This window comes from Paenibacillus sp. P4_E11 (genome assembly GCF_056401635.1).
Genome location: NZ_JBFUIX010000043.1, coordinates 24,090 through 44,412 on the forward strand (window position 1 = coordinate 24,090; position 20,323 = coordinate 44,412).

20 protein-coding genes are annotated in these 20,323 nt (G+C 49.9%); 18 read left to right on the top strand and 2 right to left on the bottom strand.

Going from position 1 to position 20,323, the window contains the following annotated elements; translation table 11 throughout:
- Nucleotides 1–86 precede the first annotated feature (86 nt).
- The 12 genes from grpE (at nucleotide 87) to AC1DWB_RS17285 (ending at nucleotide 11,838) form a co-directional block, all read left to right on the top strand.
- A complete protein-coding gene (gene grpE, locus AC1DWB_RS17230) occupies nucleotides 87–698 on the top strand; it encodes a nucleotide exchange factor GrpE (RefSeq protein WP_477542315.1) in 612 nt (203 codons plus the stop codon).
- Between the two features lie 66 nt (nucleotides 699–764).
- On the top strand, nucleotides 765–2,609 hold the full coding sequence (dnaK, locus tag AC1DWB_RS17235) for a molecular chaperone DnaK (RefSeq protein ID WP_477542316.1): 1,845 nt from the start codon (nucleotides 765–767) through the stop codon (nucleotides 2,607–2,609).
- A gap of 101 nt (nucleotides 2,610–2,710) precedes the next feature.
- Nucleotides 2,711–3,826 (top strand): molecular chaperone DnaJ, encoded by a 1,116-nt coding sequence (gene dnaJ, locus AC1DWB_RS17240; protein ID WP_477542317.1) that lies wholly within the window; start codon nucleotides 2,711–2,713, stop codon nucleotides 3,824–3,826.
- A gap of 165 nt (nucleotides 3,827–3,991) precedes the next feature.
- Nucleotides 3,992–4,486: a signal peptidase II gene (lspA, locus tag AC1DWB_RS17245; protein WP_477542318.1), complete on the top strand. Its 495-nt coding sequence runs from the start codon at nucleotides 3,992–3,994 to the stop codon at nucleotides 4,484–4,486.
- Between the two features lie 72 nt (nucleotides 4,487–4,558).
- Complete coding sequence (locus tag AC1DWB_RS17250) at nucleotides 4,559–4,717, top strand: YfhD family protein (protein ID WP_477542319.1); 159 nt, start codon at nucleotides 4,559–4,561, stop codon at nucleotides 4,715–4,717.
- 17 nt (nucleotides 4,718–4,734) lie between these two features.
- Complete coding sequence (locus AC1DWB_RS17255) at nucleotides 4,735–5,007, top strand: hypothetical protein (RefSeq protein ID WP_477542320.1); 273 nt, start codon at nucleotides 4,735–4,737, stop codon at nucleotides 5,005–5,007.
- A 168-nt stretch (nucleotides 5,008–5,175) separates the two neighbouring features.
- Entirely contained in the window at nucleotides 5,176–6,147 is a 972-nt protein-coding gene (locus AC1DWB_RS17260) for a formylglycine-generating enzyme family protein (RefSeq protein WP_477542321.1), read from the top strand.
- Between the two features lie 100 nt (nucleotides 6,148–6,247).
- Nucleotides 6,248–7,516, top strand: coding sequence for a glucuronate isomerase (locus AC1DWB_RS17265; protein WP_477542322.1), 1,269 nt, complete (start codon nucleotides 6,248–6,250; stop codon nucleotides 7,514–7,516).
- A gap of 194 nt (nucleotides 7,517–7,710) precedes the next feature.
- Nucleotides 7,711–8,253, top strand: a complete 543-nt coding sequence (locus AC1DWB_RS17270; RefSeq protein ID WP_477542323.1) for a cysteine hydrolase family protein — start codon at nucleotides 7,711–7,713, stop codon at nucleotides 8,251–8,253.
- Nucleotides 8,250–8,840, top strand: a complete 591-nt coding sequence (locus AC1DWB_RS17275; RefSeq protein WP_477542324.1) for a histidine phosphatase family protein — start codon at nucleotides 8,250–8,252, stop codon at nucleotides 8,838–8,840. Before AC1DWB_RS17270 ends, AC1DWB_RS17275 begins: the two co-directional genes overlap by 4 nt.
- Nucleotides 8,837–9,868 carry an NUDIX domain-containing protein gene (locus AC1DWB_RS17280; protein WP_477542325.1) on the top strand — a complete coding sequence of 344 codons (1,032 nt, stop codon included), beginning with the start codon at nucleotides 8,837–8,839 and terminating at the stop codon, nucleotides 9,866–9,868. Before AC1DWB_RS17275 ends, AC1DWB_RS17280 begins: the two co-directional genes overlap by 4 nt.
- 104 nt (nucleotides 9,869–9,972) lie before the next feature.
- Complete coding sequence (locus AC1DWB_RS17285; protein ID WP_477542326.1) at nucleotides 9,973–11,838, top strand: MHYT domain-containing protein; 1,866 nt, start codon at nucleotides 9,973–9,975, stop codon at nucleotides 11,836–11,838.
- A gap of 20 nt (nucleotides 11,839–11,858) precedes the next feature.
- Here the strand turns inward: AC1DWB_RS17285 and AC1DWB_RS17290 are convergent, their stop codons facing one another.
- Nucleotides 11,859–12,023 carry a hypothetical protein gene (locus tag AC1DWB_RS17290; RefSeq protein ID WP_477542327.1) on the bottom strand — a complete coding sequence of 55 codons (165 nt, stop codon included), beginning with the start codon at nucleotides 12,021–12,023 and terminating at the stop codon, nucleotides 11,859–11,861.
- A gap of 273 nt (nucleotides 12,024–12,296) precedes the next feature.
- Here AC1DWB_RS17290 and AC1DWB_RS17295 point away from each other — a divergent pair, with 273 nt between their 5' ends.
- Nucleotides 12,297–13,085, top strand: a complete 789-nt coding sequence (locus AC1DWB_RS17295) for a class I SAM-dependent methyltransferase (protein ID WP_477542328.1) — start codon at nucleotides 12,297–12,299, stop codon at nucleotides 13,083–13,085.
- Nucleotides 13,086–13,262: 177 nt separating this feature from the next.
- Here AC1DWB_RS17295 and AC1DWB_RS17300 read toward each other — a convergent pair whose 3' ends face one another.
- Nucleotides 13,263–15,011, bottom strand: coding sequence for a glycoside hydrolase family 35 protein (locus tag AC1DWB_RS17300; protein ID WP_477542329.1), 1,749 nt, complete (start codon nucleotides 15,009–15,011; stop codon nucleotides 13,263–13,265).
- A gap of 175 nt (nucleotides 15,012–15,186) precedes the next feature.
- On the opposite strand from AC1DWB_RS17300, the gene AC1DWB_RS17305 reads away from it, so the two are divergent.
- The 5 genes from AC1DWB_RS17305 to mtaB all read left to right on the top strand — a co-directional run bounded on the left by AC1DWB_RS17305 (nucleotide 15,187) and on the right by mtaB (nucleotide 20,246).
- Nucleotides 15,187–16,125 (top strand): helix-turn-helix domain-containing protein, encoded by a 939-nt coding sequence (locus AC1DWB_RS17305; RefSeq protein WP_477542330.1) that lies wholly within the window; start codon nucleotides 15,187–15,189, stop codon nucleotides 16,123–16,125.
- Between the two features lie 103 nt (nucleotides 16,126–16,228).
- The gene (gene prmA, locus AC1DWB_RS17310; RefSeq protein ID WP_477542331.1) at nucleotides 16,229–17,209 is read left to right on the top strand and encodes a 50S ribosomal protein L11 methyltransferase; all 981 of its coding nucleotides are present in this window, start codon (nucleotides 16,229–16,231) and stop codon (nucleotides 17,207–17,209) included.
- 8 nt (nucleotides 17,210–17,217) lie between these two features.
- Entirely contained in the window at nucleotides 17,218–17,889 is a 672-nt protein-coding gene (locus AC1DWB_RS17315) for a site-2 protease family protein (RefSeq protein ID WP_477542332.1), read from the top strand.
- 192 nt (nucleotides 17,890–18,081) lie between these two features.
- Nucleotides 18,082–18,846, top strand: coding sequence for a 16S rRNA (uracil(1498)-N(3))-methyltransferase (locus AC1DWB_RS17320; protein ID WP_477542333.1), 765 nt, complete (start codon nucleotides 18,082–18,084; stop codon nucleotides 18,844–18,846).
- 5 nt (nucleotides 18,847–18,851) lie between these two features.
- The gene (gene mtaB, locus AC1DWB_RS17325) at nucleotides 18,852–20,246 is read left to right on the top strand and encodes a tRNA (N(6)-L-threonylcarbamoyladenosine(37)-C(2))-methylthiotransferase MtaB (RefSeq protein ID WP_477542334.1); all 1,395 of its coding nucleotides are present in this window, start codon (nucleotides 18,852–18,854) and stop codon (nucleotides 20,244–20,246) included.
- Nucleotides 20,247–20,323: the final 77 nt, after the last annotated feature.

Here is a 20,323-nt window from a genome sequence, read left to right on the forward strand (position 1 = left end):
AAGCTAGGAAGGCAACCCGTCCCATCCGTATGATCATATACAGAGAACAGACCATATTGGCATAGGAAAAGGAGGTGAACTTACAGGTGACCAAACAAGAGCAATCCATTCCAGAAACAGATGACAACCTGAAAGGTTCAAATCATACAGAGGCTGCTGAAGCCGCTGAGCAAGAGGGCGTACAAGCAGGCGATGAAGGTAATGTTGGAACAGATGAGGGCATAAGCGAACCAGCTCTGTCCGAACGCGATCGCGAGTTGGAAGAGCAACGTAAGCTTGCTGACGAGAACTATCAACGGTATTTGCGCACGCAAGCCGACTTTGATAACTTCCGCCGCCGTTCCCGACTGGAGAAAGAAGATTTCGCCAAATATGCTTCGACGAAACTGCTGGAGCAACTCCTCCCCGTTGTGGACAATTTCGAGCGGGCGCTTGGCGCTTCGCGTGATTCGAATGACTTCGAAGCGTTATTGAAGGGCGTGGACATGATCTTCCGCCAGCTCGATCAAGTGCTGGTACAGGAAGGGTTAGCTCCGATGAATGCGGTCGGACAGCCGTTCAACCCTGAATTCCACCAAGCGATCATGCAAGTGGAATCTGAAGAGCATGAAGAAGGCATCGTAGTGGAAGAAATCCAGAAGGGCTATATGCTGAAGGACAAAGTATTGCGTCCAGCCATGGTGAAAGTAAGCCAATAATACGGCAGACCAGGCGATCTGGGCAAGCTATATCCAACCATACTTATACTATTAGGAGGTTCAACCATGTCTAAAGTAATCGGAATCGACTTAGGAACGACGAACTCTTGCGTAGCGGTTATGGAAGGCGGCGAAGCAGTCGTTATTCCTAACGTGGAAGGCAATCGCACGACACCATCTGTTGTAGGCTTCAAGAAAGACGGCGAGCGCGTAGTCGGTGAAACGGCCAAGCGTCAAGCAATCACCAATCCGGACCGTACCGTTATGTCGATCAAACGCCATATGGGTACGAACCACAAAACCAAGATCGATACTTCCGAATACACGCCTCAAGAAGTATCGGCTATGATTCTGCAGAAGCTCAAAGCCGATGCCGAAGCTTACTTGGGCTCTACGGTAACGCAAGCGGTCATTACCGTTCCAGCTTACTTCAACGACAGCCAACGTCAAGCAACGAAGGATGCCGGTAAAATTGCGGGTCTGGAAGTACTGCGGATCGTCAATGAACCGACTGCAGCTGCACTTGCTTACGGCTTGGAGAAAACCGAAGATCAAACGATTCTAGTGTATGACCTGGGTGGCGGTACGTTCGACGTCTCCATTCTGGAGCTGGGAGACGGTTTCTTCGAAGTAAAGGCTACTAGCGGCGACAACAAACTGGGCGGCGATGACTTCGACCAAGTGATCATCGACTATTTGTCAGCTGAATTCAAGAAAGAGCATGGCATTGATCTGGCCAAGGATAAAGCAGCTGTTCAACGTCTGAAGGATGCAGCTGAGAAAGCGAAGAAGGAGCTTTCCTCCGTTCTGACCACTACGATCTCGCTTCCGTTCATTACGGTTGTAGACGGCGTGCCTCAGCATTTGGAGATCAACCTGACCCGCGCCAAGTTCGAAGAAATATCGGCACCACTTGTAGAACGTACACTCGGCCCAACTCGTCAAGCCTTGAGCGATTCTGGGTTAAGCGCGAAGGAAATCAATAAAGTAGTACTCGTTGGTGGATCGACGCGGATTCCAGCTGTTCAAGAAGCGATCAAGAAATTGATCGGTCAAGAGCCACACAAAGGTGTGAACCCGGACGAAGTAGTAGCCTTGGGTGCTGCTATTCAGGCGGGTGTATTGACAGGAGATGTCAAAGACGTTGTATTGCTTGACGTAACCCCATTGTCTCTCGGTATCGAAACAGCAGGCGGCGTATTCACGAAGATGATCGACCGCAACACCACGATCCCAACAAGCAAATCTCAAGTATATTCCACATATGCCGATAACCAAACTAGCGTGGAAATTCACGTCTTGCAAGGTGAACGTTCCATGGCAACAGATAACAAAACATTGGGACGCTTCATGTTAGGCGATATTCCTCCAGCACCGCGCGGTATTCCGCAAATTGAAGTTACATTCGATATCGATGCGAACGGGATCGTGAACGTATCGGCGTTGGATAAAGGAACAGGTAAGAGCCAGAAGATCACAATCACATCCTCAAGCGGCCTAACCGATGCGGAAATCGATCAAATGATGAAGGACGCCGAAGCTAACGCTGAGGAAGACCGTAAACGCAAGGAAACGGTTGAAGTCCGTAATCAAGCAGATCAATTGATCTACTCCGTCGATAAAACGTTGAAAGACTTGGGCGACAAGGTGGATCAAGGCGAGATCGACAAAGCGAATGCAGCCAAAGAAACACTGAAGCAAGCGCTCGAAGGAAACGATCTTGAAGCGATCACTAAAGCAACTGAAGAACTGAACGAGATCGTGCAACAGCTGTCCGTGAAGCTCTACGAACAGGCCGCACAAGCGGCGCAAGCGGCTGAGGGCGCTGGTGCAGGCGGCTCCGCTGGTGGCGACAACAAGAAGGACAATGTTGTCGATGCCGATTACGAAGTCGTAGATGACAAGAAGTAAGAAACTTAAGCTCTCGGAAGTCAAAGCCATTGGCTATTCAGCCTTGGCTTTGACTTCCGTTTCGGCTTATGCTTATGCAGCAGCTATGGGGAGGTTGAAACGTGAGTAAGCGGGATTTTTATGATGTGCTTGGCGTCGATAAAGGGGCGTCGGATGATGATATTAAGAAGGCGTACCGGAAGCTGGCACGTCAGTACCATCCAGATGTCAACAAAGCGAATGACGCGGAGCAGAAGTTCAAGGAAGTGAAGGAAGCTTATGACGTACTGAGCGATGACCAGAAACGGTCAACCTACGATCAGTACGGGCATGTTGACCCGAATCAAGGCGGATTTAATGGGCAGGACTTCGGCGGCGGTTTCGGCGATATCTTCGATATGTTCTTTGGCGGCGGCGGTCAGCAGCGCCGCAACCCGAATGCGCCGCAACGCGGTTCGGACTTGCAGTATACGATGACGATTGAGTTCAAGGAAGCCGTGTTCGGCAAGGAGCTGGAGATTACCATTCCACGCACCGAGACGTGCGATACTTGCCATGGCTCAGGGGCGAAGGCAGGGACGAAGCCGGATACTTGCTCTGTCTGTAAAGGAAGCGGCCAGCAGGAGGTTGTACAGAATACGGCGTTCGGTCGTATCGTCAACCGTCGCGTCTGCTCAGCTTGTAACGGGCAAGGCTCGACGATCAAGGACAAATGCGGCACGTGTCACGGTGCTGGCAAAGTGAAGAAGCAACGTAAAATTCAAGTGAAAATTCCTGCGGGTGTAGACGAAGGCGCTCAACTTCGCGTTTCTGGGGAAGGCGAAGGCGGTACGAAGGGCGGGCCTCCAGGCGACTTGTTCATCGTGATCCGTGTGAAACCGCACGAGTTTTTCGAACGCGATGGGGACGATATATATTGCGAAGTACCGCTGACATTCGTGCAAGCAGCGCTCGGCGATGAAATCGAGATTCCTACGCTGACCGAGAGAGTGAAGCTGAAGATTCCATCAGGGACGCAGACGGGAACTTATTTCCGGCTCAAGGGCAAGGGTGTTCCGCGCCTACGTGGGTACGGTCAGGGTGACCAGCATGTGAAGGTAGTCGTCGTAACGCCAACCTCGCTGACGGAACCGCAAAAAGAATTACTACGTGATTTTGCCGGCAAGAGTGGGGAAGAGACGCAAGAGCAGCACGAATCGATATTCGATAAAATGAAGAGAGCTTTCCGTGGCGATTAAAAATGGCGCAATCGGCTTGTTGTTTACCTGTGAGGGTTAAATGACAAGTCGATTTTTTTTGGTTCTCTAACTGGATATTTGCTTATGAATAGTAAGTTAGTTATATTTGATATAGGAGTTTAACAAAAAGTAAGCCAATAATATTAGGCGTGGGGGGCGATCCGATTGTACTTCTATGTTATCCTGCTGCTGACCGCTGTGGTCGATCAAGCAACCAAGCTCTGGATTCGGGCTAATCTTCACGTTGGGGAGTCCATGCCGTTCTGGGAGCCATACATTTCTTTCAGTCACTATGAGAATTCCGGTGCAGCCGGCAGTTCCTTTCAAGGCTATGGCCGGTATTTCATCATTGTGGGTGTTTTGTTCGTTGCAGGTGTATTGTACTATCGACGGAAGGGTCTGCTGAAAGGTATTATGCTGGAAAGTGGTGCGGCGTTTCTCGTTGGTGGAGCAATTGGGAATACAATTGATCGGATCTGGTTCGGCAAGGTAACCGACTTTCTTGTATTCGGTTCACGTAATGGAGTGCTTAACTTGGCGGACTTGGCACTGAATGTTGGTGTCCTGCTAATTATTGTGGATATGCTCCTGAACGCATGGCGAGCGAAGATGAACAACCGGCGTCCCAACACCCCTTCAGACTCTCTGCTTCATCCTTGATGCGAATAATTACTGGCGATCTGTTGCATACTATTCCAGGCTATGTATAGAACATCAAGGAGGTTTGAACCCATGTATCAGGAAAAGAATGAGCAAGATCAGGTGCAGTTTCCTGCAATTAATGAGGATGTAGAATTTTCAGCTGAATTGGCGGATGAAGAAGATCGTGAAGCTATGCAACGGGCACAAGCTGCTGATGAAAGAGCAGAGCAATCCAACGAGAACGAGTAACGTTCAGGGTGAATCCAATGACAGACGTTACCTTATCAGCGGTCTTTCCCAGTCTTAAACATGCCGAGTCCGCGGCTGCCAAGCTACAGGCGCTCCGAGTTGAACAAGTTGTTATCGATCAGTACGATCGTTCTCATGCTGTAATGGACACAGAGGCGAGCACAGAATTGACCGACGAGCAAGCGACAAGCGCCAGCGATGTTGTAACGCTGACTGCTAATGTGGGCGAGCACATACATCCGCAGACGCTTCGCCTGATTGAGCAATGCGGGGGTCAACCGTTGGGATAAGCCACACTTCAACTGTCCATCAAACTGTACTTCACGCATCAACGACCTGAGGATAATCCTCAGGTTTTTCTATATGCCATTGTAATTCTATCGTCAGCAGTATATGGTAGAGCACTTCTGTGATAAAATAAGTGAAAGAGAATTCAGATGAGAGGAGTCCTTCTGGTTATGACCGAGATAGGAAAAGGATCATGCTGTTCGACTAGCAGAAGCGATTTCATTCCGATGGTAGACGTTGCGGGTGCTGCAACTCCGGTAAGCTCTGCGCAAGTTGATACGGCGCTTCGGGACGGGATGGTTCTGTTGCCCGGAGGAACATTTCGAATGGGTAACGGCGGCAAGGACGGGTTTCCAGCGGATGGAGAAGGGCCCGTGCATGAAGTTGCTCTTCGCCCTTTTTATGTAGATACATGTACGGTCACGAATGCACAATTCGACTCGTTCGTTCGTACTACCCGTTATATGACGGATGCGGAACGGTTCGGTTGGTCTTACGTCTTCGCTCCATTCTTGTCACCTGTGAATCAACGATTCATTATGGGTTCTCCGCAAGGAACGCCTTGGTGGTATGCAGTGAAGGAAGCTTACTGGTATCAACCGGAGGGGCCGGGCTCGAATGTCGAGGAGCGCTCGGATCATCCTGTTGTGCACTTGTCCTGGAACGATGCAGCAGCTTACAGCAAGTGGGCGGGCAAGCGACTGCTGACGGAAGCCGAATGGGAATATGCTGCTAGAGGCGGACTGGATCAGCAAGTATATCCTTGGGGAAATGAGCTTACACCAGATGGTCAGCATATGTGCAACATTTGGCAAGGAACATTCCCGGAGAAGAACACGTTACGTGACGGGTACATGGGTACAGCACCTGTTCAGTCATTCCAGCCCAATGGTTATGGTTTGTATAATGTGTCGGGGAACGTCTGGGAGTGGGTGGCGGACTGGTTCAGCCCGGCGACATACTCCACCGAATCGCGTGATAATCCACAAGGGTCTGATACCGGAGACCGGCGTTCCATGAGAGGCGGCTCGTTCCTGTGCCACAAATCGTATTGCAACCGCTACCGTGTAGCTGCCCGCAATTCGAACACACCGGACAGCTCCTCCAGCAACATTGGGTTTCGATGTGCGGCGGATGTGTAATCTTTCTACAAACTAAGCTAAATAAAGTCCATTGACGCCTAAGGGAAAATACGGTAGGTTATGAGGGTCAAGTTAATTTTAAAATGGAGGAACTTACTACATGTCGATTCAAACGAAGGAACAGCTGCGCTCATTTTTACATGAAACGATTCAGACAACTCCGATTACCGACATTCACTCCCACTTATTCACCGAGGATTTCGGCAGCATGCTGCTGTGGGGAATCGACGAATTGTTGACTTATCATTATTTGGTAGCCGAGACGTTCCGCTATCAACCAACACTAACCTATGAAGCTTTCTGGGCGATGACGAAGACTGAACAAGCAGACCTTGTATGGAAAACGTTGTTCCTGGAACACTCCCCCTATAGCGAAGCTTGCCGCGGCGTGCTGACCGTACTTAGCCGTCTTGGTCTGGATGTAAGTACGCGTGATCTACAGGCTTACCGTGCCTACTTCGCTTCCAAGAGCACATCGGAGTACCTCGAAATTGTATTCAAGCTATCCAATGTGAACACGGTATGTATGACGAATGATCCGTTCGTGGATGAGGAGAGAGACCGGTGGGAGACGCTGGAACATGTGGATCCCCGCTTCCATACTGCCTTGCGTCTTGATCCGCTGCTGAATGCTTGGGATTCCACATGGCGCAGGTTGAAATCCTGGGGTTATGCTGTGGAGGAATCGTTCTCTGACAAGACGATCGAAGGGGTGCAATCCTTCCTGCGTGATTGGATTCGCCGGATGGATCCGCTCTACATGGCGGTTTCCCTGCCTCCGTCGTTTCAGTATCCCGAGCAGTCGACGCGTGCGCGTGTCATTGAGACTTGCATCYTGCCCATTGCTCGCGAATTCGATATTCCCTTCGCCATGATGATTGGTGTGAACAAACGTGTGAACCCAGCGCTTGGTGATGCGGGCGATAGTGTAGGACCGAGCGACGTACGCGCGGTTGAACGGTTGTGCGCCGACTTCCCGGATAACAAATTCCTGTGCACGATGCTCGCCCGTGAGAATCAGCACGGCCTGACGGTAGCTGCGCGTAAATTCCGCAATCTGCACGTATTCGGATGCTGGTGGTTCCTTAACAATCCGAGCTTGATCGAAGAGATGACGCGTATGCGGTTCGAATTGCTCGGCGTAAGCGTGACCCCGCAGCATTCCGATTGCCGTGTTCTGGATCAACTGATCTACAAGTGGGATCATTCCCGATTCATTATCGAGAAGGTGTTATTCGACAAATACAGTGATTTGCTGGATACCGGCTGGCTCTTGAAACAGTCGGAAATTCAGCGCGATGTGGCCGACTTGTTCGGCGGATCGTTCTGGAGCTTCTTGGGTCGTCCGAACCCGGCAGCCCGCGTGTAAGTAAGCTCGCAGCACATCAATTCGCAATCATGGAGAGCATTCACATATGTCCTATATGTGGGTGCTCTTTTTTATTTGTGGCGATTAGCAGGCTTCGTCATTAAGGTGTCATACTGTTATGTTGGAAGGAAAGGGGCGTCTCGGTATAGAATATTTCTTATTAATCACGATGGAGCTTAATAGGAGGTAGTGGAATGAATACTCGAGCACTAGTCATTATTGACGTGCAACTTGGCATGTTTGACCCAGCGAATCCTGTTTATGAGGGTGAACTATTGTTGACTAACATCGGGAGCGTGCTCGACAAAGCAAGGTCTATCAGAATGCCGATTGTATATGTTCAACACAATGCGAGAGCCGGACAGCCGCTGGCATCGGGACAGCCAGGTTGGGTTATACACCCGCAGATCAAACCTCAGTCCGACGATATCGTGATTCAGAAGTCAATGCCGGATTCGTTCCATCGTACAACCCTTCAGCATGAGCTAGATTCGAGAGGAATTACCGAATTGGTCATTGCCGGCATTCAATCCGAGGTTTGTGTCGATACAACATGTCGTCGAGCATCCAGTCTCKGGTACCGAGTGACGTTATTGGGTGATGCACACAGTACGTGGCACTCCGAACAGCTTAGGGCCGATCAGATTATTGACCACCACAATAGTGTGTTGAGGTGGTTTGCAGAAGTGAAAGATTGTGCTTGGTTTGTGCACAGAGAGAAGGAACACAGCCAATGAAAACCACCATCTATTTCGTCCGACATGCTCAACCTGATCTTACAGTCAGGGAGGACAGGATTCGGCCCTTAACGGCACAGGGGCTGGAGGATGCCAAGAAAGTAACAACCGCTTTGCGTGATCGGAACATCACATCCATTTATTCGAGTCCTTTTCAAAGAACGATGGACACGGTCAAGGATCTTTCCAATCACCTTGGGATAGCCATTCAACCAGTGGAAGATTTTCGAGAGCGGAAAGTGGGCGAATGGGTCGAGGATTTCAAGGCGTTCGCAAGCCAACAATGGGAAGATATGAATTACAAATTAATAGATGGCGAGTCATTAAGAGAAGTGCAAGAGCGGAATGTGTCTGCGCTTCATCATGTTATCAAGAGAGACCAAGGCAACAATGTGGTAATTGGGACTCATGGCACGGCATTCTGTACGATACTCCATTATTTGAACTCCTCTTACGGCTATGATCATTTTTGCAGCATCGCAGATAAGATGCCGTATACCGTATGCATGGTGTTTGATGGGCTCGAATTGACGAGTATGGAGGAAGTGTTAATGTCAGATCGATTGAAGGCGAGGGAACTATCGTGATACTGGATCATCTGCCAGCAGATGCTGAGATCGGAGTGGGGCTTGCTCTATTGACCGAAACGGATGAATATATGTTTTTCCTGGCAGGTTCTAGGCATGTATTGGAATCGGGTGAGATGTTTTACGCAGGTATCGGCGGGCATCTGGAGCCGGGAGAGAGCTTGCTGGAATGCGGACGAAGAGAAGCCCGGGAAGAGATCGGAGCAGAGATTGAATACATCAGCCATGCTGGCGAGACGCTGTATCTATTCTCCGACAAATCTAGCAAAATAGTTCCGACCGACGATACTATCAAACCATTAGCGGTATTCGAGATGATCCATCCGAAGGGGAGTCCGAGAAGCGGGCAGATGTATCATATTGTGATCTATCAAGCACGATTGATGACGGAGCCAGGTGATCTGAAATTGGATGAGGTGTCTGGCTTAATTACGCTCAATCGGGAGCAGGTGTTGAAGGGGGCTGAGCGTAGGGCGACTCTGCAGCAGATTGTAGAGGAAGGATCGACCCTTATTTTACCAGATCATGTCGAGTTGGATCCAACTACTAAGCTGTACCCGATCGGAACCGCCGAAGCGATGATCCAACTGGTGAAGCACACAGAGTTGACATTCAAGTGGCACGGGCAGGCCGATGTGGAGCCGAACGAATTGAATTACTCAGTTCTAATCGCCCAATTCAACAATCAATTCATCTTGATTCGGAACCGCAATCGGACAACTTGGGAATTGCCAGGTGGCAGGCGGGAAGACGGCGAAACAATAGCACAGTCGGCAAGCCGAGAGCTGTATGAAGAAACCGGAGCAGTAAAGTTTGAGCTGACGCCTATTGGAGTGTATTCCTTGAATGGTAGCAAGGGGGTGGCGTATTATGCGGAAGTAACGGAATTGGGCGATTTGCCCGACTATGAGATTGCTGAGATTCGCTTAGAGGACTCGCTGCCGGAAGGCTTAAATTATGGAAATGTCTATTATGAGCTGGTTGCCAGGTGGAACCAGGAATATGATAGCGATCAAAGTCCCGATTAGCGGGTAACGTAAAAGGGCCTTTTACACTTCCATTTCGTCCAAGTCGCGTGTACCATAATTTGAGAGGTGCAGAATGTACTTTTCCATGGGAACGAGGGAAATCCATGAGCCAACCTGACATGATCGTGAATGATTATCAAACTTCACTCGTACTGTTATCTTTCCTTGTAGCCCTATTATCAGCCTATTCTTCACTCGATTTGAGCGGGCATGCCAGTCATTACATAGGACGTAAAAGCCACAAGTTCTGGTTGTATGGCAGTTCAGTTGCAATGGGACTTGGGATATGGACGATGCACTTCATTGGCATGCTTGCGGTGCAGCAGACTTTTCCAATCACCTATCATGTGCTCATCACCGTATGCTCTCTGTTACTCGCGATCGTGTCCTCGTTCTTATCCTTCTTGTTCATAAGTCGCAGCGAACTAAGTGCCAATCGCTTCATTGCGGCTGGTGTCGTCATGGGTGGCGGGATTGCCGCGATGCATTATGTCGGTATGTCGGCAATTGAAAGTCCTTTCCATCTGCATTACCGGTTGTTGCCTTTCGTCAGTTCGATTGTACTTGCAATGGGTGTCTCGTTCTTTGCATTATATGTAACATTCCGTCTGCAAAATCAATCGAATGGCACCTTGTCCCCTCGTTGGAAAATATGCGGCGCTCTGTTACTAGGCATAGCGGTGACTGGCATGCATTATACGGGCATGTATGCCACGCATTTCTTGAATACCGACGCTGTGTTGGCCAATCAGATGACTTCTCACCGGATCGTTCCGGAATTGTTCAAGCTTACGCTAGGACCTGGGGCCTTATCCGTTTGCATTGGGATTACGGTTACGATTTTGGTCATCTTCTTGATCGTCGGGGCGTACATCGACAGGAAGCTGGCTATTGAAGCCGCTCAATTGACCACCTTGCAGTATCAGACGTTGTTCAATAACAATCCGGACATGATCTGTACCTTTGACTTGAATGGGCAACTATTGAATATCAATGCTGCCTCCTTGGATATGATTGGTTATACGGCCAGCGAACTCATCTATTATCCGAAGATCACTGATCGACTGTTCAAATCCTTTTATAAGGAATCGGAATGGATGGAGTATATTAGTCTGGGGGAGCTAGGTCAACATGAAATTACCATAAAGCACAAGAATCGTTCCGTGGTGGAGCTATATATTACTACCATCCCGATGAAAGTCCGTAATCAGATCATTGGAGTTATGTCTATTGCCAAAGATATTACGGATCGCAAACGCCATGAAGAGCTGCTGCGTCGATCGGACAAGCTTAATATCGCGGGGCATCTGGCCGCCGGGGTCGCCCATGAAATTCGTAATCCGCTTACGGCGATCAAAGGATTCATCCAGCTCTCCCGTACCGGTGTGCTGAAGAGTGACTTTCATTCTATTATCCTAGAAGAGATCGATCAGATTGAACGGATCATTACTGAATTCCTGCTACTGGCTAAGCCGCAAACGAGTGTGTTCCACGAAACCGTTCTTCGGAAGATGATCGAGCATGTGCTGACGTTGGTGCAGACGCAGGCGAATATGAGCAATGTGGCGATCGTAACCGAGTATGAGGACGACATTCCAGATGTATTCKGTGATGAGAATAAGCTGAAGCAGGTGTTCGTTAATCTTATGAGGAATGCGATAGAATCTATGAAGGTTGGGGGGACAATTACGGTAAGGATCGAGCGAAAAGGCGATTGGGATGTTACCGTTCGAATTGAAGACGAAGGAGTCGGTATTTCCGAAGAGCTACGTAGGAGGCTGGGAGAGCCGTTCTACAGCACCAAAGAGAAGGGCACAGGTATTGGGCTGATGGTCAGCTTCAAGATCATAAGCGAGCATCGCGGACATATCGAATATAGCGATTCCAAGAGTGGCGGGACGATTGTGGAGGTCACCTTGCCTGTCTTATCACCCGCCAATGAACTTGTCATAGCGGGCGCATCCAAGTAAAGGAATAGGCTCCACCGAACCTATTCCGTCTCCAACAACTCGTAATCGTACCAGATGGCTGCTTGACTCTCGTTGAGGTTATGGATGGTGTTGATGCTTTTTCCTAGAATATATAGCTGCTGGTCGCTGCTAAGATAGATTTGGGCAGAATCAGGGACTGGCTCGCTTATTTTCGTTAGCTTCATGTTGAGGTCTACCGTATAGAAAATTCCAGCACCGGATACTCCTCTTGCTCGTTTGCAATGGCGCTTTGTTGGATGATGATCGGGTATGTCTTGTCTCCAAGTAAGCTGAATCCCCAGGGCACTCGTAAAGTTAAGGGGAGGTATGTTGAAGAATTCAGGATAGAGCAACAGCTGCTTGCAGGAAATGAATAGATGCATTATGGTTGGAGTGTACCAACATGTTGGTAGAGTCGAGTTGAGCGGAGTGAAGCTGAGAAAGGTGAGATGAGCCGAATGAACAAGGGAAATGAAGAGGCGGTCAGACAGCACTTTAAAGGGCAAGCGAAGCATTTTGCTGACAAGTCATTGACACTGAACAATCCTGATTATTTACAATGGATCGTGGGGAGCCTGAGGCTTCATAAGGAAATGGACGTGCTGGATGTAGCAGCTGGCACCGGGATATTAAGCCGAGGATTGTCTCCATTTGTGGGGAAAGTGACGTCTGTTGATTTGTCAGAGGATATGATCCGGGAAGGATTGGAGCAGCTTCGTCTGAACGGAATAAGCAACGTTGAGTATAAGCAAGGCCATGTTGAACACCTTCCTGTTGAAGCCGAACAATTCGATCTGGTCGTGAGCCGACTGGCCTTCCACCACTTCGCGAATCCAGGCAAGGTGATGGAAGAGATGATTAGAGTATGCAAGAAGGACGGCCAATTGTGCGTGGTAGATATGATATCGCCGGAAGACGCATCGTTGTACCGTGCGTACAACCATTATGAGAGATTGCGAGATCCTTCTCACACGGAAGCGTTGAGCCAGTCTCAATGGCTGAGTTTGTATAAGGAAGCCGGACTGGAAGTGAACGTCGTAGAGACGATCGATGTCCCCGTCCATGTCGGCAAGTGGCTACATATGACCAAGACCGATGAAGTGACCTCGAAGCTTATTGTTGATGTGCTGCTAGAGGAGATTGATGCAGATGTGCTATCGACTGGATTATTCCCATTCCTTGATGAGAAGGGTACACTGATGTTCAGGCAGCGATGGATCAAGCTAATTGCTGATCGACAACGCTAATGAAGTTAAGTCTTACCTCGAAATCCGGGCGTTCATGGCTCATCCGTTGATCTGCGATTATGCTGCAACGAAGGCGTGATTCGAGGAAATGATAACCGAGCATGCGGACTATTTGAACAGCCATCAAAAAAAACCACCTTCAGTGTAGTAACCTGAGGTGGTTTATTACTTTTTCGTTTATCCTAGATTCGGCGTATCCAATAGTTCAATCGTACGATGTTCGGTTCCGTGTAACTCGAACACGATGATCTCGTTATTCCCCACGCGCAGCAATGGACCTGGCACATAGAGCGTCTGTTGCGGTCCGCGCTCCCAATAACGCCCGAGATTGAAGCCGTTTACCCAGACGACGCCCTTCGTCCAGCCTTGTAAGGCGATGAAGGTGTCCGCGGCAGCATCCGCATGAAACGTACCTTTGTAGAACATAGGTCCTTGCACAGCGGCTTCTGCCTCAGCTCCAAATGCCAACCCCGATAGCGATAACGAATCGCAAGGCAGCGTATGGATCGTCCATCCGAATAGAAACTGGTTGTTTAGCAGCACGCCTTCCGTAATGCCTTTCCGATCCCACATATGGTATCCGTAGTTGACCCTCCCCATGTTCTCCACGAGAAGTGACAGCTTGGCCCCACCTGCTGGGATCGTCAGTTGAATCGGTTGAACATCCCATCGTTCTATAACGCCGACATATTTATCGTCCAGGAAAACGAGTGCCCGATCATGAACATCTTGGATTCTCAGCGATACATCTATTCTCGGCCCGCTAACAATAGTCGAATAGAGGATGAAGCCTTCCTGCTGCCCCAGCTTTTCCATCGGCTCCGGGCACACGCGCTGAATGGCGTCTGGCGACAACTGATCCAAGTTGGTGAACAACGGTGCTGATTGGGACATAGTCACAGAACCATAAGCACGCTTTGGGATTGGAGCGGGAAGCACGCATTCGCCGATGTCGGCATACTTGGCAATGACTTCGCGTACTGCAAAAAACTTAGGTGTCGGTTCCCCTGACTCGTTAAGCGGAACATCGTAATCATAGCTCGTAATAGTAGGCTCGTACTTGGCAAAGCAGTTAGCACCATTATAAAAACCAAAGTTCGTACCACCATGGAACATATAGAAGTTAACCGATGCACCTGCCTGAAGCATCTCATCGAGTACTTGAGCAACGTCTTCTGCCGGTCTAATGTGATGCTCCTCGCCCCAGTGGTCAAACCAACCGTTCCAGAATTCCATACAGAACAGTGGATCATCCGGGCGGTATTCCCGCAGCTTGGCAAACGCTTCAGCAGGTTTGGAGCCAAAGTTCACTGTCGCCAATACACCATCTACCATTCCACCCTGCAGCATCCAATCGGTAGGCCCGTCGGAAGTGAACAGCAGCACATCGATTCCACGGTTCACCATGCCGTCGCGCAAATATTCCAAGTACCGGGTATCGTTCCCATAGCTGCCGTATTCGTTCTCGATTTGCATCGCGATAATAGGCCCGCCGTTCGTATGAAGCAGTGGAACAAGTAAAGGAAGCAGCACATCGTAATAGGCATCCACTTTATCAAGAAAAGGCTGATGGAAGCAACGCAAACGCATGTCTGAATCGCTTAGCAGCCAAGAGGGAAGCCCGCCGAATTCCCATTCCGCACAGATGTAAGGGCTCGGACGGACGATGACGTGTAGGCCGAGCTCGCCGGCAATCTCGATGAACTTGACGATATTTGCAAGACCATCGAAGTTGAATTGTCCTTCCTTGGGCTCGTGCAAGTTCCAAGGCACGTAAGTTTCCACAGTGTTAAATCCGCACGCCTTGAGCTTGGTCAAACGGTCTGTCCAGTATTCTGGAACGATACGGAAATAATGAATAGCGCCTGATATGAGGCGGATCGGTGTGCCGTCTAGCTCGAATTGACTCCCATTTGTCTGAAACATGGTTCAGTCCCCTTCCGTGAATATGTGATCCTCTTCATATGTTCATCATAGGGAAAGTGAAGTGCTATACACAATGACCATAGGAGGATTCTTCTTGACCTTTTGTGCGTGTGGAAAATGAATTATGTTACAATAGCAGCAGATCAGCTACATAGGAATGGAACGGAGCAGAAAAATGGATGCCGAGATACACTTTCCGAACATGAACAATACCCTGCAGCTTACAGGCTGCATACTCGGTGAGAAGCCGCCGGGATGGACGTACCCGATGCACCACCATCATGTGTTCGAATTGCTCTATTGTCGATCAGGGGAAGTGTACCAACGTATCCGGCAACGACTGATCTGTCTCCAAGCGGGGGAATGGCTGCTGCTACGTCCTGGAGTCCGGCATGATTTTCACAATCGCTCGGCGGAGAACTACTCATTCTTCAATGTGCATTTCGATATGGATGACCAAGAGGTCCGGCACCTGCTAGGCACAGATTCGTATTTGCATATAAGCCAGGAAATGGCTGCTGGAAGCATGCTGCCCCAATGTATGGGAGAGATCGAGCGGATGATGCAGGAAGGCATGCCATCGGATCAACAGGTGGGTTCCATCCAGAAAGTTCAGCTTGCCTATGAGAATAAATTGGCGATTCAAGCTTATATCCTGCTCATTATCAATCAATTGATTATGCTTCGTACAAATCTTCAACCACAGACCTTCGTAGATCAGCATCAGCAGGATGTGTCCGTCTATGAGACCGATGTAGCACATGCAATCGAGGAACTGCTGGCCGAGCAATGGAAACTACCGGATGGGTCTGTAGCCGGAATCGCGAAGCAATTGGGATTGAGCCGAAGCCAGTGTACCAAAGTATTCACCAAAATATACGGCATATCCCCACGTCAGTACATAAGCAAGTTGAAACTCAAGGAAGCGAAGCGACTGCTAGTTGTCACGAATGAGACGATTGAATCGATTGCTCTTCTACTCGGATTCGGATCGGCAAGCCACTTCTCCAGGCAATTCAGACGTTGGACGGGCATTTCGCCGAACCGATTCCGCCCCAAGCATACAGTCGCCTTGAAAAGTGAATTAGACTCAGAAGAGCTGGATACGGATTAGGTTGCAGGAGCATGGTTTTACTAGGTAACACCTGTATAGTACAATAGGAAGGATTGTGCTTATACATGGGAATATTATTTGACTAAAAGGGAGTACAAAAACGATGCGTTGGTTTGAAATTACGATACATACGACAGAGGAAGCAATAGAAATGATCTCGAACGTATTTCACGAGATGGGAGCGGGCGGGGTATCGATTGAAGAGTCGGGCACGCTGAACAAGGAGCGCGATACGTCGTTCGGGCAATGGTACGAGAAACCGCTGAACGATATTCCGGAAGGGGAAGCCATTATTCAGGCTTATTACGCGGAGCCGGAAAATCTGGACGGATTGGTGGAGCAGTTAAAAGAATTCGTCATCATGCTGCGTGATGAGATCGGCATTGATGTCGGTCGGGCTGATGTGTCAACTCGCGAGGTGGACGAGGAAGACTGGGCGACGGCATGGAAGCAATATTACAAGCCACTTCGCATCTCCGACCGTCTGACCATCAAGCCGACTTGGGAAGATTACAAACCGGAACACCCTGATGAGATCATTCTGGAGCTTGACCCTGGGATGGCCTTCGGAACCGGTACGCACCCTACGACGTCACTCTGTCTGCGTACATTAGAGCAGGTACTGCAGCCAGGTACCGATATGATCGACGTAGGCACAGGCTCTGGCGTGTTGGCAATTGCTGCAGCTAAGCTCGGGGCGAACCGTGTTCTGGCGCTAGATTTGGATCCAGTAGCGGTATCCAGTGCGCGGGAGAATATTAGACTGAATGAACTTGAGAGTCGGATCACGGTAATGGAAAGTGATTTGTTGGGCGTTCTACGGGACAATAACGTGGCGGCGGAGGGACGACTTGGCGTAAAGCTGCCGGTAGAACTGGTCGTGGCGAATATACTAGCCGAAATCATATTGCTGTTCGTTACCGATGTTTACGAGGCGCTCGTATCGGGTGGTACGTACATCGCATCGGGCATCTACAAGAATAAGGAAGACGATGTGGAGCAAGGCTTGCTGGCAGCAGGATTCACCATCTCGGCCAAGCACCGCGATCAAGACTGGATCGCCTTCGTGGCGAAGAAAGCGTAGGTGGGGATATGGATTTGGGCGGATTTTTTCGGTATTCGCTAGATGAGCTTCCGTTCGTTGTGTTGGTGTTGATCATTGCGTTTACAGTGCATGAATTCGCTCATGCGTACTCGGCTTACAAATTCGGAGACCGCACGGCTTACGATATGGGCCGGGTTACGCTCAATCCGATGGTGCATCTCGACATCCTGGGTACGTTGCTTTTTCTGATCGCGGGTTTCGGTTGGGCTAAGCCTGTCCTGGTGAACCGGGGACGGTTCAAGCATCCCCGGTTGATGGGCGTTATAGTGTCAGCGGTCGGACCGCTTAGTAACTTGCTGATCGCTTTTATTGGCGCCTTGATTTATGTGGCACTAGTTAAATTCGGTGCACTTGATCAGGCTTCCAAGGGTGTCGTTGATGCGGTCAAGATGTTTTTTGGCTTCCTTATTCAATTCAATTCATTGCTGTTCCTGTTCAATCTCATTCCGCTTCCTCCGCTCGACGGGTACCGAATTATTGCGGATTTGGCACCGACGCATGTCCGTTATAAGATGTCGCAGAATGAACAGTGGGGCATATTCGTATTCTTAATCCTGATCTTTATTCCTCCTCTATACCGCGTGACACTTCAGCCGATCTTGATGCTCACAGGTGATATTATGGAAGGTCTACTCCGATTTGCCAGTTGGATCTTATAAAATGGATTGCTACTCAAGAAGAACATCTATCCGGATGTTCTTTTATTTTACAACCTCCGATTTTGTTGTATCAGGCTGCGTCCGGCTGTGTCATGGGCGAGGTCAGGTAGCTTTTTCACGTAAAAAGATGTAAGATGTAGGGTGGATATTCACCGAAAGTATGATAGTGCGAAAGTGCGAGGTCAAGACAAAATGCAGAGATATTTCATTGCCCCCGGGCAATTAACCTCCAGCGAGGCGGTCTTAACCGGCGATGATGCCCACCACTTGCAAAAGGTGATGAGAGCGCGGGTCGGCGAGTCGATCATATGCAGTGACGGGCAAGGACGCGAGGTACTCGCAAAGATTACCAGCATCGAGTCGGGACTGATCAGAGCTGCGGTCGTGGATGAGCTGCCCTTGCTGGCTGAACCGGCTGTGAACGTTTGGATAGCGCAAAGCTTGCCGAAAGGCGATAAGCTAGAAACGGTTATTCAGAAAGGGACGGAAATCGGGGCGACCCGTTTCATACCGTTCCTGTCAGCACGAACTGTTGTGCAATACGACGAGCGTAAGGAAGCGAAGCGCATTGACCGCTGGCGCAAGATCGCCAAGGAAGCGGCGGAGCAAGCCCACCGCAATCGCGTACCTGATGTGGATGCGCCGTTGTCCTGGAAACAGCTGCTGAAGCTGGTGAAGGAATCGGATGCGGCGTTCTTCTGTTACGAGAAGCCAAGCGGGAAGCTGCTGCGAACCGCGTTGCGGGAAGCTTTTCCGGCGGATGCGGCAGAGGTTCAAGGGCGATCTGTACTGCTCATTGTTGGGCCGGAAGGCGGCTTCACGGAGCAAGAGCTTCAGGAAGCAGAAGCGGCTGGTTGTACAGCTGTTGGCTTGGGTGCAAGGATATTGCGAACCGAGACAGCGGGCATGGTCGGGTTAACATGTGTGTTATACGAAACAGGAGAGATGGGAGGCTGACGGCGATGTCCACAGTTGCGTTTCATACACTGGGCTGCAAAGTCAACTTTTACGATACGGAAGCAATCTGGCAGTTGTTCAAAAATGATGGCTACGAGCAAGTGGATTTCGAGCAAACAGCCGATGTCTATGTCATTAATACGTGTACGGTAACGAATACCGGTGACAAGAAGAGTCGACAAATCATTCGTCGGGCGATACGGCGTAATCCTGATGCTGTCGTGGCGGTAACCGGCTGTTACGCTCAGACGTCACCAGCGGAGCTGTTAGCGATTCCTGGCGTGGATATGGTGATCGGAACGCAGGATCGGGACCGGATATTGCCGCTGATCCGTCAGTTCGAGCAGGATCGCCAGCCGATCAACGCAGTACGTAACATTATGAAGACCCGAGAGTTCGAAGAGCTGGATGTACCTCAGTTCGATGACCGGACACGGGCGTTTCTGAAGATCCAGGAAGGCTGCAACAACTTTTGCACCTTCTGTATCATTCCTTGGTCACGAGGCCTGATGCGTAGCCGCAAGCCGGAGAGCGTTATCAAGCAAGCACACATGCTAGTCGAAGCCGGTTATCAGGAAATTGTATTGACTGGTATTCATACAGGCGGCTATGGGGAAGATATGGAAGATTACGGGTTGGCTGAGCTGCTGTGGGACTTGGATAAGGTAGAAGGGTTGAAGCGTATTCGTATCAGCTCGATTGAAGCAAGTCAGATCAACGAGCGCGTGATCGAAGTGCTGAACACTTCTCCCAAGATGTGTCGCCATCTGCACATACCGCTGCAATCAGGCGATGATCGCGTATTGGCTCGGATGCGCCGCAAATACACGACCGACGAGTTCGGCGAGAAGATCGCGCTCATCCATAAGGCTATGCCGGGGGTGGCGATTACGACAGACGTTATCGTCGGGTTCCCTGGCGAGACCGAAGAGATGTTCCGCGAAGGCGTAAGCTTCATGGAGCGTATGGGGTTCGCCGAGATGCACGTTTTCCCTTATTCCAAACGTACGGGCACACCGGCTGCACGGATGGAAGACCAGGTTGACGATGAAGTGAAGAATGAGCGGGTACATGATCTGATCGACTTGTCGGAGCGGATGCAACTCTCCTATGCGGAGCAATATGTAGGCGAGACGTTGGAAGTCATTCCCGAACGAACTTACAAGGGAGCACCGGATAGCGGGCTCATTCAAGGCTACTCGGACAATTACTTGAATGTAGTGTTCCAGGGGACGAAGGACATGCTGGGTCAAGTGTGTGAAGTACGTGTAACCGAAGCAGGTGTGAATGAGTGCCATGGAGAGCTTGTGCGCGTCTTGCAGCGCCCTGTGATCCGTTCGGCAGGCGAAGCCCTACAACCATTCGAGATTCCCTCAGGGCTCGAAGCGGTTTCGCAATAATCATAATTGCTTGTGCGGCCATTGGCTTGAGCATATAACGCGGTTCGGGATTTCGTTCTCTATGAATAGAGACGGAA

Coding starts and splice junctions, on each gene's coding strand:
- dnaK (WP_477542316.1), top strand. CDS start 765: ATGTCTAAAGTAATCGGAATCGACTTAGGAACGACGAACTCTTGCGTA.
- AC1DWB_RS17250 (WP_477542319.1), top strand. CDS start 4,559: ATGTATCAGGAAAAGAATGAGCAAGATCAGGTGCAGTTTCCTGCAATT.
- AC1DWB_RS17255 (WP_477542320.1), top strand. CDS start 4,735: ATGACAGACGTTACCTTATCAGCGGTCTTTCCCAGTCTTAAACATGCC.
- AC1DWB_RS17260 (WP_477542321.1), top strand. CDS start 5,176: ATGACCGAGATAGGAAAAGGATCATGCTGTTCGACTAGCAGAAGCGAT.
- AC1DWB_RS17275 (WP_477542324.1), top strand. CDS start 8,250: ATGAAAACCACCATCTATTTCGTCCGACATGCTCAACCTGATCTTACA.
- AC1DWB_RS17290 (WP_477542327.1), bottom strand. CDS start 12,023: ATGAAGCTAACGAAAATAAGCGAGCCAGTCCCTGATTCTGCCCAAATC.
- AC1DWB_RS17295 (WP_477542328.1), top strand. CDS start 12,297: ATGAACAAGGGAAATGAAGAGGCGGTCAGACAGCACTTTAAAGGGCAA.
- AC1DWB_RS17300 (WP_477542329.1), bottom strand. CDS start 15,011: ATGTTTCAGACAAATGGGAGTCAATTCGAGCTAGACGGCACACCGATC.
- AC1DWB_RS17305 (WP_477542330.1), top strand. CDS start 15,187: ATGGATGCCGAGATACACTTTCCGAACATGAACAATACCCTGCAGCTT.
- prmA (WP_477542331.1), top strand. CDS start 16,229: ATGCGTTGGTTTGAAATTACGATACATACGACAGAGGAAGCAATAGAA.
- AC1DWB_RS17315 (WP_477542332.1), top strand. CDS start 17,218: ATGGATTTGGGCGGATTTTTTCGGTATTCGCTAGATGAGCTTCCGTTC.
- AC1DWB_RS17320 (WP_477542333.1), top strand. CDS start 18,082: ATGCAGAGATATTTCATTGCCCCCGGGCAATTAACCTCCAGCGAGGCG.
- mtaB (WP_477542334.1), top strand. CDS start 18,852: ATGTCCACAGTTGCGTTTCATACACTGGGCTGCAAAGTCAACTTTTAC.